Annotated in this window: 17 protein-coding genes; 5 read left to right on the top strand and 12 right to left on the bottom strand. The window is 65.5% G+C overall.

All coding sequences use genetic code 11. The features are described from left to right. Window positions 1-285: 285 nt before the first annotated feature. Window positions 286-846, top strand: coding sequence for a DUF421 domain-containing protein (locus tag B8784_RS10300; RefSeq protein ID WP_084397882.1), 561 nt, complete (start codon window positions 286-288; stop codon window positions 844-846). 3 nt (window positions 847-849) lie between these two features. Here B8784_RS10300 and B8784_RS10295 read toward each other — a convergent pair whose 3' ends face one another. From B8784_RS10295 to B8784_RS10260, 8 genes are all read right to left on the bottom strand, one after another. Next, on the bottom strand, window positions 850-2,370 hold the full coding sequence (locus tag B8784_RS10295; protein ID WP_084397881.1) for an alpha,alpha-trehalose-phosphate synthase (UDP-forming): 1,521 nt from the start codon (window positions 2,368-2,370) through the stop codon (window positions 850-852). 140 nt (window positions 2,371-2,510) lie between these two features. Then, window positions 2,511-3,002 (bottom strand): GNAT family N-acetyltransferase, encoded by a 492-nt coding sequence (locus B8784_RS10290; RefSeq protein ID WP_084397880.1) that lies wholly within the window; start codon window positions 3,000-3,002, stop codon window positions 2,511-2,513. A 43-nt stretch (window positions 3,003-3,045) separates the two neighbouring features. Then, the gene (locus tag B8784_RS10285) at window positions 3,046-4,050 is read right to left on the bottom strand and encodes an alpha/beta fold hydrolase (RefSeq protein ID WP_084397879.1); all 1,005 of its coding nucleotides are present in this window, start codon (window positions 4,048-4,050) and stop codon (window positions 3,046-3,048) included. Window positions 4,051-4,093: 43 nt separating this feature from the next. Next, window positions 4,094-4,843 (bottom strand): CPBP family intramembrane glutamic endopeptidase, encoded by a 750-nt coding sequence (locus B8784_RS10280; protein ID WP_084397878.1) that lies wholly within the window; start codon window positions 4,841-4,843, stop codon window positions 4,094-4,096. Between the two features lie 10 nt (window positions 4,844-4,853). Further along, window positions 4,854-6,209: an ABC1 kinase family protein gene (locus B8784_RS10275; RefSeq protein WP_084397877.1), complete on the bottom strand. Its 1,356-nt coding sequence runs from the start codon at window positions 6,207-6,209 to the stop codon at window positions 4,854-4,856. A gap of 43 nt (window positions 6,210-6,252) precedes the next feature. Continuing rightward, window positions 6,253-6,726: a VOC family protein gene (locus tag B8784_RS10270; protein ID WP_084397876.1), complete on the bottom strand. Its 474-nt coding sequence runs from the start codon at window positions 6,724-6,726 to the stop codon at window positions 6,253-6,255. After that, entirely contained in the window at window positions 6,723-7,190 is a 468-nt protein-coding gene (locus tag B8784_RS10265) for a hypothetical protein (protein ID WP_084397875.1), read from the bottom strand. Before B8784_RS10265 ends, B8784_RS10270 begins: the two co-directional genes overlap by 4 nt. Before the next feature lie 54 nt (window positions 7,191-7,244). Then, window positions 7,245-8,129, bottom strand: coding sequence for a methylated-DNA--[protein]-cysteine S-methyltransferase (locus tag B8784_RS10260; RefSeq protein ID WP_084397874.1), 885 nt, complete (start codon window positions 8,127-8,129; stop codon window positions 7,245-7,247). 147 nt (window positions 8,130-8,276) lie between these two features. Between B8784_RS10260 and B8784_RS10255 the strand changes: the two genes are divergently transcribed. Continuing rightward, window positions 8,277-8,489, top strand: coding sequence for a hypothetical protein (locus B8784_RS10255; RefSeq protein WP_143435412.1), 213 nt, complete (start codon window positions 8,277-8,279; stop codon window positions 8,487-8,489). Between the two features lie 46 nt (window positions 8,490-8,535). On the opposite strand, the gene B8784_RS10250 is transcribed toward B8784_RS10255, so the two are convergent. The 3 genes from B8784_RS10250 to dapB form a co-directional block, all read right to left on the bottom strand. Continuing rightward, window positions 8,536-9,990: a sigma-54-dependent transcriptional regulator gene (locus B8784_RS10250; RefSeq protein ID WP_084397872.1), complete on the bottom strand. Its 1,455-nt coding sequence runs from the start codon at window positions 9,988-9,990 to the stop codon at window positions 8,536-8,538. Between the two features lie 222 nt (window positions 9,991-10,212). Further along, entirely contained in the window at window positions 10,213-11,457 is a 1,245-nt protein-coding gene (locus tag B8784_RS10245; RefSeq protein WP_084397871.1) for an acetyl-CoA C-acetyltransferase, read from the bottom strand. 105 nt (window positions 11,458-11,562) lie between these two features. Next, window positions 11,563-12,372, bottom strand: coding sequence for a 4-hydroxy-tetrahydrodipicolinate reductase (dapB, locus tag B8784_RS10240; RefSeq protein WP_084397870.1), 810 nt, complete (start codon window positions 12,370-12,372; stop codon window positions 11,563-11,565). A 149-nt stretch (window positions 12,373-12,521) separates the two neighbouring features. Between dapB and B8784_RS10235 the strand changes: the two genes are divergently transcribed. Then, complete coding sequence (locus tag B8784_RS10235; RefSeq protein ID WP_084397869.1) at window positions 12,522-12,881, top strand: hypothetical protein; 360 nt, start codon at window positions 12,522-12,524, stop codon at window positions 12,879-12,881. On the opposite strand, the gene B8784_RS10230 is transcribed toward B8784_RS10235, so the two are convergent. Further along, window positions 12,882-13,946 (bottom strand): peptidylprolyl isomerase, encoded by a 1,065-nt coding sequence (locus B8784_RS10230; protein ID WP_158085648.1) that lies wholly within the window; start codon window positions 13,944-13,946, stop codon window positions 12,882-12,884. Window positions 13,947-14,020: 74 nt separating this feature from the next. Between B8784_RS10230 and B8784_RS10225 the strand changes: the two genes are divergently transcribed. Both B8784_RS10225 and B8784_RS10220 read left to right on the top strand, forming a co-directional pair. Beyond that, complete coding sequence (locus B8784_RS10225) at window positions 14,021-14,878, top strand: 50S ribosomal protein L11 methyltransferase (protein WP_084397888.1); 858 nt, start codon at window positions 14,021-14,023, stop codon at window positions 14,876-14,878. 191 nt (window positions 14,879-15,069) lie between these two features. Next, window positions 15,070-16,881, top strand: a complete 1,812-nt coding sequence (locus B8784_RS10220; protein ID WP_084397867.1) for an aminopeptidase P family protein — start codon at window positions 15,070-15,072, stop codon at window positions 16,879-16,881. Window position 16,882 lies beyond the last annotated feature (1 nt).

Below are 16,882 nucleotides of genomic sequence, written 5' to 3'. Positions count from 1 at the left end.
GCGACAAGGCGCAGCCGGGCGCGAAACTGGCGCGCCGCGGTCTTGGTCAGCGTCGCGGGGATGAGGTGCAGCCCGATCCGCACCGCCGCCTCATGCAGCGTGTCGAGTATGGCCTGCCGGCCCTGTTCGATGAATCCGTCGCTCGTCTCCATGGCGCAAAGCCTAGGCCCGCGCCCCATCCGGTCGGACGCCGGATCGTGCCCGGCGTCGCCCCTCGCGCGGAACAGCCGCTATGGCGCATGCATTGAGCCTGCATATCCCCTTTATGTCAGGAGCCTTGCGCGCATGGACCCCATTCTTCTCGACCAGCAGAGCGATCTTGTGCGGGTCATCATTTCCGCCCCGATCATGTATCTCACCATTGTTTTCCTGATCCGGATCACCGGCAAGCGGTCGACCTCGCAGATGAACAATTTCGACTGGATCGTGACGGTGGCGGTGGGCTCGCTGGCCGCCTCCGGCATCGTGCTGAAGGGCGTGACCGTGCTGGAATCCATTGCCGGCATCGCCACGCTGCTGCTCCTGCAATGGATCCTGACCAAGAGCGTGCTGCACAATCGCTGGGTCTCGAAACTGGTGAAGGCCGAACCGGTCGTCCTGGTCGAGAATGGGGAGTTCCGCGAGAAGGCCATGCTGAGCGAGCGCGTCACCAAGCGCGAGGTGATGTCGGCGCTGCGGGAGAACGGTCTGGTCGACCCGGATGACGCCCAGTGGGTGATCCTCGAAACCGACGCCTCGATGAGCGTCATCCCGCGCTTCAGCGAAAGCGTGAAACGCGCCCGCGCGGTCGATTTTATCGATGGTATCCAGCAAGTCCCGCAGGCCGAACGCTCGACGACGTCGTAAGCCCTATTCGGCCGCGCGGCTCGTCTGAACCGCGTTCATCAGCTGTGAGGTGAAGTCGTCCACGCTGGCGCTCTCGAGATCGGCCAGGAAGCTGCTCGACCACCAGTTGGCGTCGCGCGCGGCCAGCACTTCACGGTTTTCCCAGTAACGCGCCACACGCTCTGCGCGCGGCATCGAGACCGCCCGGGCAATGGCGCGGGCCTGGTCGTCGGGGTTGTGCGGGTTGATCACCAGCGCGCCGGAAAGCTGTTCGGCGGCGCCGGCAAATTCCGACAGGACCAGCACGCCCGGATCGTCCGGGTCCTGCGCGGCGACATATTCCTTCGCGACAAGGTTCATGCCGTCGCGCAACGGCGTGACCAGCGCGACCTTGGCGACCCGCATCATCGCGGCGACCTCGTTGCGCGGGACCGCCTTGGCGACGAAACGCACCGGCGACCAGTCGAGCGTCGAATAGGCGCCATTGACGTGGCCCACGGCAGTTTCGAGGCGCTGGCGCAGCGCGGCATAGGCCTCGACCCCGCCGCGGCTGACCGGCGCCACCTGGATGAGCTGGCACTCACCGACAAGTTCGGGATAGAGCCGGAACAGCGCCTCCATCGCCTCGACGCGTTCGGGCAGGCCCTTGGAATAATCCATCCGGTCGACGCCGAGGATCATCTTGCGCCCGGCCGCCGCGCGCGAGAGCTTTTCGGCGATGCCGCTCACCTCCGGGGCGAGCGCCTTGTTGCGGAAATCCTCCGCGTCGATGCCGATCGGATAGGTCCCGGCCCGGACAATCCGGTCACCGAGGCAGACGCGCCCGTCCGAGCGCCAGAAGCCGTCGGCGAAGGTGCAGACATAGCGTTCGAAATTTGCCCGGTCGCGCGCCGACTGGAAGCCGACCAGATTGCAGGCGGCAAACCCCTCGATCAGCTCATGATGGTGCGGGATGGCGTGGAAGACTTCCGGTGAGGGAAACGGGATGTGGCTGAAAAAGCCGATGCGGTTGTCGATCCCAAGCTGGCGCAATTCGGCCGCAAGCGGAATGAGATGGTAGTCATGGATCCAGATCAGGTCGTCGGGCCGGATGAGCGGGGCGACGCGCTGGGCGAACTGGCGGTTCACACGCCGGTAAGCGGTATAATCGGCTTCGGCATAGCGGCTGAGGTCCAGCCGGTAGTGGAAGGCCGGCCACAGCATGCGGTTGGCAAAGCCCTCATAATAGCCGGCATAATCCTCGTCGCAGATATCGGTGAGGGCGTAGGTCGTACGCCCGTCATGCTTGAAGCGGACATTGTGGCTGGCCTGCTGCGTGGTCTCGCCGCTCCAGCCAAACCAGAGGCTGTCGCGGCCGGACAACGCGTCCTGCATGGCGGCGGCCAGACCGCCCGGGGCGGTGGCGGCGTGCGGGACGCGATTGGAGATGACGACGAGCCGCGGGGTGGGGGATGAGAGGAGATCCGTTGGCTCGTCGTCATCGGCCAGAACAGACGGGCCGGCATTATTGTGTGCGGCTCGTATGCCTGTCCTCTGGCTATTCATGACCTTTTGTCTGCCTGCCTCTGGCGAATACCCTGATCGAACCAGCGAATGGGCACATCGGTTCCCGCCTCTGCCCATTACAGAAACGAAAACACCGTGTGTGTTGATCGTGGTTAAGCGCGGCGGCAGACGGGGCGGTTTCAGGCCGCCGTCACGAGCCCTTCAAGCTGTCCGGCATCGCCGGCGAGGTTGCGTACCATGACGCGCGACTGGTCCTGCGGGCCGGGAAAGGTGAGCCGGCCATGCGGGGTGACCGAAAACCCGATCTCGCCGAAATAGGCCGGAGCCCCGATCAGGACCGCGGCCGGCCAGCCCGTCTCGATGCCGGCTTCGATGGCCGCCTCGGTCACGCGCAGGCCCAGCCGGTCGCCGCGATGATCCTGAGCGACAGCGACGGGGCCGTAAAAGAGCGCCTTGTCGCGGCGCTCACCGACCACGAGCGGCCAGACACGGCAGACCGCGATCACCTTCCCATCCAGAACGGCGACGCGGTTCACCTCCGGCACGGAGGCGGAGTATTCGCGCAGCCGCTCGGCGGTCTTGGCGAAGTGGCCCGGCCCGAAGGTCCGGTCGAACAGGTCTTCGATCGCTTCGGCATGGATCGCCGGCGTTTCGGGGAGGATCTCGATCATGCGCGGCGGTTTACGGCGCGTGGCCCCTGTTTGCAAACGGGATTTACCGCCCGCCCGGCCAGCCCGTCAGAATGCCGCGAATGGCCGCAACAAAGGCGAGCGGCTGGTCGAGCATGATGTGATGGTGGGCTTGCGGGATGGACACCGTCGGCACGGGCGGATCCTGCAGCGACGCCATATAGGCGGCGACCTCGGGCGTGACGAGGCTGGACTCCGCCCCGCGCATGAACAGGATCGGGCACTTCGTCTCAAGCCGCGTGAGGTCCATCGTGTCCCATTCGGCCAGCAGCTTGGAAAAGATGAAGGGGTCGAACTTCCAGACCAGACCGGGCCGGCCGTCCTCGTCCTGCGTCTCCTTCAGGCTATGGCGTGCGATATAGTCGACGGCGAAATCGTTCTCGCAAGGCTGTGGCGGGGCCAGCCGGAAGCGGGCGAGCGCACTGGCGAGATCGGGATAGACCCGGTTTGGCCTGGTGCGCCTGGGCGGGCGCGGACGATCCTCGCCCGGCGGCTCGATATGGCTGTCGACGATGATGGCCCCGGCGAACCGGTCGCCATGCTCGATAGCGGTCAGCAGCGAGACGAGCCCGCCAAAGCTGTGCGCGACGATGACGGGTTTCTGTGCATGGTCGAAAAGGCCGGCATCCTCGCAGACGGCGATCTGTTCGGCGCAGAAGCCGCTGAAGGTGTAAGCCTCGCGCCAGCCGCTGTCGCCCATGCCTGAAAAGTTGGCCGCGACCACATTCCAGTCTTCGGCGAGGAAGGGCGCGATGAAATCGAACCAGCCGGCATGCGCGCCATTGCCATGCACCAGAAGCAGGCCCGGCTTCGCGGCATCGCCCCATTGCTGGTAGACGATGTCGGTGCCCTCGACGGTGATCGTGCGGGTGCGGAACGGGGTCTCGACCGCGCGGGTGAACCAGCCTGGCGCGGGCGGGCGCTGGCCCTGATAGGGCTGCAGGAGCAATTCCTCCTGCGTGGGGTCTGGGCGGCGGTCCGGGGGCGTGGCCGTTTCGGCCTGCCCGCCGCGTGAGAAATCGTCAGTCATCAGATGACGCGGTTTGCCGGAGGTCGCGCCCCCTCACAAGCCCTCACCCAGCGGGAGGCGGGGCAAGACTGGCGAGGAAGGTGACGAAGCCATTGGCACTGATATGGGCGAGGATCGGCACAAGGATGGTGCCGCTCTTCAGCCTCAGCCAGGCAAGGCCCAGCCCGGCAATGAAGACGATGGCGAGCGCCGGCACGGAGTATTGCAGGTGGATGAAGGTGAAGGCCGCCGTCGAGACGACCGCCGCCATGCCCGCCGGAACCCCGCGCGCCAGCAGCGCGCCCAGCGCCACGCCGCGGAACGTCACCTCTTCCAGCAGCGGCGCCAGCAGGCAGGCAAAGGCGAGATAGGCGGGGCCCCAATTGCCCGGATCGTAGAGCGCGGTGTTCACCTCGCCGGAATATTCCCAGCCCTCGGTGCCGCCGAAGATCGCCCCGATGACGATGTTCGGCCCGATCAGCACGACGGGGCCGAGCAGGACCGCGGCGATGATCCAGTTCTGCGAGGCTTTCACCGCGCCGGCAAAAGGCCCTGCCCCGATCCGCTCGCTCCACACGCTCAATATGGCGAAGTGGGCGAGATGGATGAGCGCCAGCGTGATCCAGACCCAGGCAATCGCCTCGCCGCTGGCGGCAGCATTCCCCACGGTCTCGCTGAAGCCCGGCCAGAAAAGACCGGCCAGCGCAACGCCGACGACGGGGAAGAGAAAAGGCGCGCACAGCACCCAGAAGGCGGCGGTAAACGGCTCACGCGCAAGCGCCAGCGGTGTGTTGTAGGGGCCGGTCTCTTCCATGCCCTCCGGCTTAGCCGCTGAGGCCAGCCTTGGAAAGCGCGTCGGACTGGCGTTCTGCAACAGCCGCTTCGGAAAAGCCCTCAAGGCTCTCCTCGAAGAGCTGGTGGTAGTTGAGCTCCGCACCGAGCCGGAGATAGGCCGCGCCGAGACCGATGGCCGCACGGTCCATGAAGACGAATTCGCGCGGAATGGTGACGGGGCCCTTTTCCTTCAGCTTCTGGCGCACCTCGAAGGCCTGCTTGCGGCCGTACTCGCCGGGTGCCACCCCGTCGGCGACGCTGCGCACACGGTCTTCGAGCAGCGGGCCGTAGATGAAACGCGCCCAGATGTTCAGCGTCTCGACCAGATCCTTGTTGAGGTTCCGGAACCCCCATTTCTCATAGGCCGCATAGGCGGCATCGAAATCGTCGGCCAGCATGGCGCGATAGAGATCGACCACGCCACCGACGAAATTCGGCGGGAAGATGCGGATGCAGCCGAAGTCGAGCAGGTTCAGCCCCTCGCCCTCTTTCGTGACCTGGTAATTGCCAAGATGCGGGTCGCCATGGATGACGGCATAGCGCGTCATCGGCAGCCACCACGTCCAGAAGAGCCGCTTGGCGATGCCATTGCGTGTCTCCTGCGAGGCGTCCTGATAGCTGCTCAGCGGATCGCCGGAGACCCATTCCATGGTCAGCAGCCGGTCGGTCGAGACCTCATCGACCGGCTCGGGGATGTGGACGAACGCCTTCGGCTCCAGCATTTCGCGGTAAAGCCGCATCGCCCGGCGTTCGCGCCCATAGTCGAGCTCCTCGCGCAGGCGGTCGGCGATTTCCTCAATGATCTCTTCCGGGTCGATGGAGCCATCCATGCGCTTGAACAGGCCGAGCAGGCTTTTCAGCTGGCCGACATCGCTTTCGACCGCGCTCGCCATGTCGGGATATTGCAGCTTGCAGGCGACCTCGCGCCCGTCCGGCAGCGTGGCCTTATGAACCTGGCCGAGCGAGGCGGCGTGGGCGGCCTCCTTGCCGAAGCTTGCAAACTTGTCCTGCCAGTCGGCACCAAGCTCGGCACGCATGCGGCGCTTGACGAAGGGCCAGCCCATGGACGGGGCCTGCGCCTGCAGCTGCGACAGCTCCTCGGCATATTCAGCCGGCAGGAAATCGGGAATGGTCGAGAGAAGCTGGGCCACCTTCATCAGTGGGCCCTTGGTCTTGCCGAGCGCGGTGGCGAGCGCCCTGGCCGTCTTCTCCTCGCGTTCGTCGCCGCCGAAGAAGCGGTTGGCCGCAAAGGAGAGCCCGGCGCCGGAGAGGTTGCCGCCGACGCGGGCGGTGCGCCTCAGGCGGGCGGAAAGGCGGTTGCGTTCGGGATCCTGATTATCGGCCATACGTCTTAATTAAGAGGCGATGGCCCGGCGGCAACTGGCAGATCTACCACGTGCCGATATTCTCCGCGCTGGCCCAGGGCTCTTTCGGCGCCAGCGGCTCACCCTTCTGGAGGAGTTCGACGGAAATGCCATCGGGCGAGCGCACAAAGCACATGCGCCCATCGCGCGGCGGGCGGTTGATCGTCACGCCAATCTTCTCGAACCGCTCGGTCGCGGCATAGATGTCGTCGACCGTATAGGCGAGGTGGCCGAAATTTCGCCCGCCTTCCAGCTCTTCCGGATCCCAGTTATGGGTCAGCTCGACCATGGGCAGACCGGGCGGCAGGCCCGACTCTTCCTTGCGGGCGTCCGGATAGCGGGCAATGTCTTCCGGCGCGGCGAGGAAGATGAGGGTGAAGCGGCCGGCCTCATTGTCGACGCGGCGCAGTTCCTTCAGGCCGAGGCCGTCGCAGAAGAAATGCAGCGCGGCATCGACATCGGAAATTCGGAGCATGGAGTGGAGATATTCGACGCTCATGAGGTTTGTCCTTCCAGCCGCCGGATCTCGGACTTCAGCGTCGGCGGCGCATTGCGGTAATAATAGGCGGTAACGAGGTAGAGCACGCCGACGATGACGCCCATGACGAACAGGAAGGTCATGAAGATCTGCAGCATGTAGCCCTGTTCGAAGGGGCCGGGCTGGGCGCCGCCAAGGCGCCAGAAGAAGGTCCAGATCCAGTTGAAGCCGGCGATCAGCGGCGGCAGGGCGAGCAGGCAGAACAGCGCCGCGCCCCAGCGATAGGTCGCCGCCAGCGGCGCCTCGCAACGGATGAAGCTTTCGGCAAAGGACTCCCGGTCGATCCTGTCCGACAACAGGCCCTTGTCGCGCATGGAGATATAGACGGCGTTCGCGAAGTCCGGCAGTTCGCGCCACTTCATGAACAGCCAGAGCCCCCATATCCCAAGCGCCACGAACATCAGCGCATAGAAGCCAAGTATCATCGCAAAGGGTCCCTCGGATCCGTCCGGCGCGGGCGCCCGAGCAGACGTCAGGGCTCAGGCGGCGTGCGCGCGCTCATAAGTCAGCATGGCACGCTTACGTGCCACACCCCAATGGTAATTATGTAACCGCTGGTCCGAAGCAAGGGCACGATGGCAGGGGATAAGCCAGGCGATGGTGTTGGCGCCGATCGCCGTCCCGGCGGCACGCGCGGCCTTGGGCTGTCCGGCGGCGGCGGCGATTTCGCCATAGGTGCGCGTCTCGCCGGCCGGAATGTCGAGCAGCGCGCGCCAGATCTGGCGGCGGAACGGCGTGCCGTAGAGCGCGACCGGGATCGGCTCGCTGCCCTGGAAGATGCGCTCGGCCCAGCGGCGGGCTTCGGCGTCGTCACGGGCGATCCCGGCCTTGGGATAGCGCCCGGCCAGGTCGGCGAGGACCGCCTCTTTCGGATAGCCGGGGTGCTCGAAACCGGTCTTCGCGCCCGCCCCGTCATCGGCAAAGCCGAGGCCGCAGAGCCCGCGCGGCGAGACGAGGAAGACGCCGGTGCCGAACGGCGTGGGGGCTTCGCCGATGGTGAGGGCCGCGCCATCTCCGCCGGTCTTGGCCTCGCCGGGCGTAAGCCCTTCATGGGCGATAAAAAGATCGTGAAGCCGCGAGGGACCAGACAGACCCGCCTCATAGGCGGCATCCATGACGCTCGCCCCCTGACGCAGCAGGTCACCGGCCTGGGCGTGGGCGAGCGCGGCCTGGAACTGTTTCGGGCTAACCCCGGCCCAGCGGGTAAACTCACGCTGGAAGTGATGCGGCGACAGGTCCATGGCCCGGGCGCATTCGGCAAGGTCCGGCCAATCCTGCCAGGTCTCACCGAGATGCGCGAGGGCATCGGCCATGCGCTCATAGGCAACTGAGCGCTCGGGCAGGGAAGGAAGCGTGGTCGTCATGGGCGCAGTGTCGCGCGATCAGACGACGGCTTCCACCCGTTTCTTGCGGTGCTTGGTCGCAAAGTTCGCTGTGGATAAGGATATCTGCTCAGGACGAAGTGGAAAGAATCGCTGTTTTATAGCTGAGATCCAATTGGGAGATATGACGTGAAATTCGATCACTTCGTGCAAAAAGTGATGGATGATCCAGACCTGACGTATCAGCTCGCACAAGCTGCATGGCGAGCTCAAGCGAAAGCGAAATCACTCGTCGCCTCGGGTGAACTCCTCAGTAGAGCGGAACTCGACGAGCTTGCACATTTCTTTCAAGATGTTGAAGGACCAGAGTTCTTCCGTACAAAGTGGGACGAGTGGGCCTAATTGAGATAGGCTCCACTGCTCCCTCTAAGTGTATCCTCCTCTATCGTTAGCCGGTCTTTTTCTCATCCGGATCAAGCTCGTATTCGCGAAGCTTGCGGTAGAGCGTCGACCGGCCGATGCCGAGGCGGCGGCTGACTTCCGACATGTGGCCCTGATAGAAATCGATGGCGTATTCGATCACATCGCGCTCGATATCGGACAGCGTGCGAATCTCGCCCTCTTCTGTCTTGATCGCGACCGGGCCGGAGCCGGCGGCGCCGGATTGGGCGACGGCGTCATTGGCCGGATTGCTGCGCTCGGCGACGGCCGGAAGGTCGGCCATTTCCGGCATGATGCCCGAGATTTGCGGGAAGTCATGCGGCTGCAGCTCATTGCCCTCGCACAGGATGACCGCGCGGAAGACGGCATTCTCGAGCTGGCGGACATTGCCCGGCCAGTCATGCGCGCACAGCATCTGCAGCGTCTCCTCGCTGGCGCCTTGCACCTGACGGTCTTCGGATGCGTTGAAGCGCGAGATGAAGTGGTCGACCAGCGCCGGGATGTCGTCCTTGCGTTCGCGCAGCGACGGCATATCGACCGGGAAGACGTTGAGGCGGTAATAGAGATCCTCACGGAAGGCCCCGGCCTTCACCTGTTCGGCGAGATCCTTGTTGGTCGCGGAGATGATGCGCACGTCCACCTTGGTCGGACGGCGCGCGCCGACGGCATCGACCTCGCCTTCCTGCAGGGCGCGCAGGAGCTTCACCTGCATGTCGAGCGGCAGTTCGCCGACTTCGTCCAGGAACAGCGTGCCGCCATCGGCCTCGACGAACTTGCCGAGCGATTTGGAGACCGCGCCCGTAAACGCGCCCTTCTCATGGCCGAACAGGATGGACTCAACCAGGTTTTCCGGAATAGCGCCGCAATTGACGGTGACGAACGGCTTGCCGGCGCGCTCGGAGGCGCCCTGGATGCAGCGGGCGATCACTTCCTTGCCGACGCCGCTTTCGCCGAGGATCAGCACCGGAATGTCGGAACTGGCGGCGCGCTGGCCGAGGCGCACGACCTGGCGCATGGCAGGCGCCGCGGCGATCATGTCATCGAAGCTCATGCCGCCTTCGGACTTGCGGGTGAGCCGCTTCACTTCGCCGGTGAGCGAGGACATCTTCAGCGCATTGCGGATCGACACCACGACGCGCTCGGGATTGGCGGGTTTCACAATGAAATCGACAGCGCCGGCCCGCATCGAGGTGACGATGGTGTCGATGCCGGACGTGGCCGTCAGCATGATGACCGGCACGTTCGGAATGCGTTCCGACAGGCGCTCCAGCGTTTCCATGCCCGACAGGCCCGGCATGGTCAGGTCGAGCAGGATGACATCGGCGCCGGCTTCGGTCGCGGTGGTGAAACCGGTCTCGCCGTCAGGAGCCGTGCGGCAGGCAAAGCCCGCCTTCTCGACCGCTGCCTGAATCAACCTGCGCTGTGTGGGATCGTCATCGATCACCAGTACCGTCTTAGCCATTCCTATCACCCGTAATTCGACCCGGCCGGGCCATTTCGTTACGGCCCGATATGGCACACAGACATCAAGTTATGGTTCAGCCAGTCGTTTGAATTTCATGGAAGTTTGCCGGGGATGGACGGCGCCCGCCGCAGCGCCCGTCATGGCGGCGCCTTCGCGGAATCAAAAAGCCCGGCCCTTTTTTCAGGGGCCGGGCTTTCCAGTTTTATCGGGGGCGTGCGCCTAGATGCGTTCGATGATGATGGCCGGGGCCATGCCGCCGGCGGCACACATCGTGACGAGGCCATATTTGCCGCCGGAGCGCTCGAGCTCGTCCAGGGCGGTGCCGATCAGGATGGAGCCGGTCGCGCCGATCGGATGGCCGAGCGCCATGGCGCCGCCATTGATGTTGACCTTTTCGCGGTCGAGCTTGAGGTCGCGGATGAATTTTTCCGCGACGACCGAGAAGGCCTCATTGATCTCGTAGACGTCGATATCGTCGGTCGTCATACCGGCCTTTTCGAGCACCTTCTTCGCCGCCGGGACCGGGGCGTTGAGCATCAGCGTCGGGTCGTCGCCCATGTTCGCGGTCGCCACGATACGGGCGCGCGGCTTCAGGCCGTGCTTGTCGGCATAGTCCTTCGAGGTCACCAGGATGGCGGCTGCGCCATCGACCACGCCGGAGGAATTCCCCGCATGGTGGACATGGTTCACCTTGCCTTTGATCTGCGGATACTTCTTCTCGATCATGTTGCCATAGGTGAAGCCCTGCTCGTCGACAGGCACATCCCAGAACATGTTGAAGACGGTCTTCAGGCCCGACAGGCTTTCCATCGTGGTGCTCGGGCGCGGGAACTCGTCCTTGTCGAGGGCGAGCGAACCGTCGCGGTTGTAGACCGGGATGACGGACTTGTCGAAACGGCCCTCATCCATGGCGCGCTTGGCACGTTGCTGGCTGGTCACGGCGAGCTGGTCGACGGCCTCGCGGTCGATGCCTTCCAGCGTCGCGATGGCATCGGCGCAGCAGCCCTGCTGGGACTGCGGGTGCATTTCGCGCAGGTGAAGGTTGCCCGCATCCATCATGGGCGGGTTCTTCGGATCGGCGGTGGCGGCGGTGTAGCTCATCATCTCGCAGCCGCCTGCGACGACGCAGTCTTCCATGCCGGACATGATCTGCGCGGCGGCCAGAGAGACCGTCGTGATGCCCGAGCCGCAGAACCGGTCGAGCGTGACACCGGAGGCCGACACGTCATAACCGGCATCGAGCGCAGCCATGCGGCCCATATCGGCGCCCTGGGCGCCCTTCTGGGAGCTGGTGCCCCAGATCACATCGTCGACGGTCGAGGTGTCGAGATTGTTGCGGTCGCGGATCGCGCCGAGCACGGTCGCGCCGAGATGCTGCGGGTGAAGGTGGGCGAGCGAGCCCTTGCCGACCTTGCCGATGCCGCGCGGCGTACGGACCGCGTCGATGATATATGCCTCTGCCATGATGTCCTCCCGAAGATACTAAACGATGGCTATCACGCAGCAGCTAGGCCCCTTCCCTTCGGGAATTGCAATCTATGCCGTTGCGTCAAATGCTGCAGGCGGCCTTCAGAGGCCGAGCACATCGTCCATGTCGTAGAGGCCCGGATCCTGCTGGACGGCCCAGCGGGCCGCGGCGAGCGCGCCATTGGCGAAGACCGCCCGGTCGAGCGCGGTATGGGCGAGCGAGACGACTTCCATGTCGGAGCCGAAGGTGACTTCATGCTCGCCGATCACTCCGCCGGAGCGGCGCACCGCAAACCCGATCGTGCCGGTCTCGCGCTTGGCATCCGGCCCGTCATAGGGCCCGCGCCGCAGCGTCTTGAGATCCGACCCGCGGCCCTTGGCGGCCGCATCGCCCAGCATCAGCGCGGTGCCGGACGGCGCATCCACCTTGCGGCGATGGTGGGTCTCGAGCACCTCGATGTCCCAGTCCTCGCCGAGGCTTTCGGCGGCCCGTTTCGTCAGCGCGCAGAGCAGGTTCACACCGAGCGAGAAATTGCCCGCCTTGACGATGGGCAGTTCCCCGGCGGCTTCGGCAATGTCGGCCTCTTCGGCGCCGTCGAAGCCGGTCGTGCCGATCACGGCGGCCTTCACGCCTTGGGCTTTCAGGACGTGCAGGGCGGCCAGCGTGGCTTTCGGCGCGGTGAAGTCGATCCAGACATCGGCGCCTCTGGCCGCCTCGGCCGGATCGGCGATGGAAGCGCAGCCAATCTCGGCCCGGTCCAGAATGGTGCCGATGTCCTCTCCGAGATGCGGGGAGCCCTCAGCTTCGGTGGCGCCGGTGATCGTGTGGCCGGCCTCAAGCGCGGCGGCGGCAATCTGGCGGCCCATGCGGCCTGCGACGCCGGCAATGGCGATGTTCAATGCTTTGCTCATGGCCGTCTCTTAAACGCTTTTGGCCGTGTACGCCTAGAGGCAAACCGTCAGGGCGATCACGCCTGTCAGGTGAAAGCCATGCCGCGGCATGATCCTTGCTGCTGGATCCGGGCATTCGGCGCCGGACACCGGCCGCAGACAGGAGAGCCATGATGCAGAAATCCCTGATCCTGGGCGCAGGCCTTCTGGGCCTTGTGGCCCTGCCCGCCTTTGCCGACGGTTACAAGGACGCCCCGCCGCCCAATCGCGGGCCAGAGCCGCTGACCCCGCATGCCGCCGAAATCTATCCCGAGGACGAAGTCCAGCCGGTCGAGACCGTGCGTGAGGAGCCCCTGGACGACTGCTGTTGCTGCGCCCCGGAGGCCGAGCGCCAGCAGCAGGCCTATGGCGGGCCGGTCTATCAGGAAGGCACGGTCATCTGGTCAAGCAGCGGGCGCTATGGCGCCGTGCCGCTGCATGACGACCGCGCCGATCCGTGGGCGCATTACAACCGCGGCTGGCGCAACTGATCAGTCAGCCGTCTCCGGCGTAGGACCAGGCTCAGACGCCTCGGCCTGCGTTTCCGTTTCAGTGTCTTCGCCGGCAGCAGCGCCTTCCGGCGCAGCCATCTCTTCCGGCATGGCCGAGTCCGCCGGGGCTGCCGCCTCTTCGGCCTCGTCCGCGCCATCATCGATCCGCCGGGCCGGGACCTGGAAGCTGCAGATGTCGAGAATGGCCGGCGGCGTGCGGTAGAAGAATTCCTCATTGCGGATGCGCTTGGCGACCTTGAAATCCTCGAAGGCGATGCTGTTGGTCTGCATCACCTGCCATTGCGGGCGTTCATCCTCGGGCAGGTCGCTGGCGATATAGAAATCGAGAATGGTCTCGCCGGCCTCGGGCGGCTGCAGTACGCCATTCTCGACGCTGCGGTCGCCACGCGGGAAAGCCTGGACATGCTCCATGCCGTCAATCACCCGCCCGAAGACGGTGAGGTTGCGGTCAAGATAGCGCTGGGCGTCCAGCACGATATAGAATTCCGTCGAGCCGGTGTCCGGTCCGGTATCGCGCGCCATGGCGACCGCGCCCGGACAATGCAGCAGCCATTCCTGCTGGAGCAGCTGGTTGCGGGCCACAGGGAAACCCTCGATATGGCCGACCTCCGGGGCAAACAGGTCCCGATTGCCGAGCGCGATGAAGCCCTCATTGCCATAGGCCCGGTCATTCTCGGCCTCCAGCGCGGGCCAGTCGAGCGCGGAGACTTCCTCATTCACCCCGGCCTGCGCGACGAAGCCGTCGATGACGCGGTAGAAATGCTCGCCATTCAGGATGCCCGATTGGGCCAGCTTGCGGATACGCTCGACATGGTTGGGCGCGAAACCGGGATTGAGCTCGATGGTGACGGTGCCCTCTTCGGTCTCGATGAGCAGCAGATTGTCCGGATCGACCGCGCGCCAGGCATCTTCGGGAATGGCATCGTCCGCGCCAGCCTCAGCCTCGGCCTCGTCGCTTTCCTGTGCGAGGCTCGCTGGCGCAAGCAGGAGCGGCCCCAGCGCAAGGCCCGCGACAGCCGCTTTCCAGAAACTCCATGCGCTCATCGCCATACTCCTGTCCTCATGCGTGCGGTGCACCCTATCGGGCTTCGCGCCGCTCTGCTATGGCCCATCGCGCCATGTATCAGATCACCGCAAAAGGCCCGCGTGAGGCCATCGAAGCCGCCTGGGACGCACTCGCCTGGGCCGATCCATCCCCGGCCGGGGCCGTCGATGCCAAGGAAGACGGCCGCCATGCCTGGCGCCTCGACGCCTATGCCGAGAGCGAAGAGGATGCAGAGGCCTGCAAGGCGATGATCCTGGAGACTTCGCCCACGCTGAACCCCGTCATCGAGGCGCTGGAAGACCGCGACTGGGTGACGCTGTCACTGGAAGGGCTGCCGCCGGTCGAGGCGGGCCGCTTCATCGTCGCCGGCAGCCATGTGCTGGCCAAGTCGGCGCCCGGCAAGACGCCAATCCTGATCGAGGCCGGCCCCGCCTTCGGCACCGGCCATCACGGCACGACGCTCGGCTGCCTGATGGGCTTCGAACATGTGCTGAAATATGCCGCGCCGAAAAAGGTGCTGGATGTCGGCACCGGCTCCGGCGTGCTGGCGATTGCCGCGATCAAGGCCGGCGCCAAGCGCGCCTGGGGCACGGAGATCGACGCCGACAGCGTGCGCGTCGCCAATGAGAATGCGGCCAAGAACCATGTCGCCAATGCCTTCCAGACCTTCGAGACCGGCGGCGGCTTCAACGCCACGATCCGGCGCGACGGGCCATATGACCTCGTCTTCGCAAACATCCTGTTCCGCCCGCTGGTGGGCCTCGCCCCGGAAATCGCCCGCCTGACGGCGCCGCGCGGCCATGTCATCCTGTCGGGCCTGCTCGAGCCGCAGGAACCGCTGGTGCGCGCCGCCTATGGCTCGCGCGGCCTCTCGCTGGTGCACCGCGTGCGCAAGGATGGCTGGTCGAGCCTGGTGTTCCGGAAGGTGTAGCGCTTTCCTCCCCCGTTCACGGGGGAGGTGCCCGAAGGGCGGAGGGGGTGCCACACGAGATACCGCTCTTTGTGACTCGCCCCCTTCGACCCGCATTCGCGGGCCACTTCCCCCGCAGGCGGGGTAAGATAAGAGCGCACGATATGAGTGCCCTTCTTCCGCTCGTGCCGCTTTCGCACTAGATTTGGGGCATGAGACAGAATTTCGATGTGAAGGGCGGCCCGCAGCTCGGGCGCCAGAATCTTCCCCGCCTGCGCGACGCCATGAGGGCGCAAGGCCTCGACGGCTTCTATGTCCCGCATGAGGACGAGTATCAGAACGAATACCTGCCGGCCTGCAATGACCGGCTGGCCTGGGCGACCGGCTTCACCGGCTCGGCCGGGGCGGCCATGGTCTTCCAGGACAGCGCCGTCATCTTTGCCGACGGGCGCTACACCCTGCAGGTGCGCGACCAGACCGATCCCGAGCTGATCGAGGTGCAGGCCCTGCCCGAGCCCGGCCCCTTCGGCTGGCTCGCGAAACAGGCGCTGAAAAGCAAGACGCTCGGTTACGATCCGAAGCTGATGACGCCGAACGATCTCGCCACGCTGGAAGAGAGCGCGAAGAAGGCCGGCGTCTCGCTGAAAGCCGTCGAGACCAATCCGATCGATGCCGCCTGGGAGGACCGCCCGGCCGAGCCGATGGCGAAAGTCGTCCCGCAGGCAACGAAATATGCCGGCGAGGATGCCGGGGAGAAACGCGCGAAGATCGCCGAGACGCTGAAAGAAGACGGCGCCGATGCGGCCGTCATCACCTCGCCCGCCTCGGTCGCCTGGGCATTCAACATTCGCGGCGGCGATGTCGCCTGCTCGCCCCTGCCGCTCTCGCGCGCCATCCTGAACAGTGACGGCTCGGCCGACCTCTTCCTCGATCCGCAGAAATCCTCCGACGAGGTGCGCGAGCATCTCGGCAACCAGGTGCGCCTGCGCCCGATGGACGAGCTTGAACCGGCGCTCGCCGAACTGAAGGGCAAGACGGTGAGCCTCGATCCGGCGCTCGCCTCGGCCTGGTTCTTCCGCGCGCTTGAGGATGCCGGCGCCGACATCGTGCGCAAGCGCGACCCGGTGCTGCTGCCCAAGGCCTGCAAGAACGACACGGAGATTGCGGGCACCGAAGCCGCCCACATCCGCGACGGGGCGGCGCTGACGCGCTTCCTGCACTGGCTCGCCACCGACGCCCAGTCCGGCGACGTCACCGAAATCGATGCCGCGCTGAAGCTCGAAAGCTTCCGCGAGGCTCTGGGGGACCTGAACGATCTCTCCTTCGAGACGATTTCCGGCGCCGGCCCGCACGGCGCCCTGCCGCACTACCGCGTCTCCTCGGCCTCGAACCTGAAGCTCGAGCGCGGCTCGCTCTATCTCGTCGACAGTGGCGGGCAGTATCTCGACGGTACCACGGACGTGACCCGCACCGTGCCCATCGGCGAACCTTCGGCCGACATGCGCCAGCACTATACGCTGGTGCTGAAGGGCCATATCGCGCTTGCCACCGTGCGCTTCCCGGAAGGCACGACCGGCACCCATCTCGACACGCTGGCGCGTTATCCGCTGTGGCAGGCCGGGCTCGATTACGACCATGGCACCGGCCACGGCGTCGGCGTCTATCTCGGCGTGCATGAAGGCCCGCAACGCATCGCCAAGCCGTGGAACAGCGTCGCGCTGGCGCCCGGCATGATCGTCTCCAACGAGCCGGGTTTCTATCGCGAGGGCCAGTACGGCATCCGCATCGAGAACCTGCAATATGTCACCCCGCCGGCCGACATTCCGGGCGGCGAGCGCAAGATGCTCGGCTTCCGCAACCTCACCTGGGCGCCGCTCGCGCGCGACCTGATCGACCTCGACCGGCTCTCGCAGGCCGAGCGCGACTGGGTGGATGCCTATCACGCAGAGGTGCTGGAGAAGATCGGCCCGCTGGTCGAGGGCGAAGTGAGCGAGTGGCTGAAAGCGCAGTGCGCACCGCTCTGAG

This window comes from Henriciella aquimarina (genome assembly GCF_002088975.1).
Lineage (GTDB): Bacteria > Pseudomonadota > Alphaproteobacteria > Caulobacterales > Hyphomonadaceae > Henriciella > Henriciella aquimarina.
This window is presented reverse-complemented; position numbering and strand designations above follow the sequence as displayed.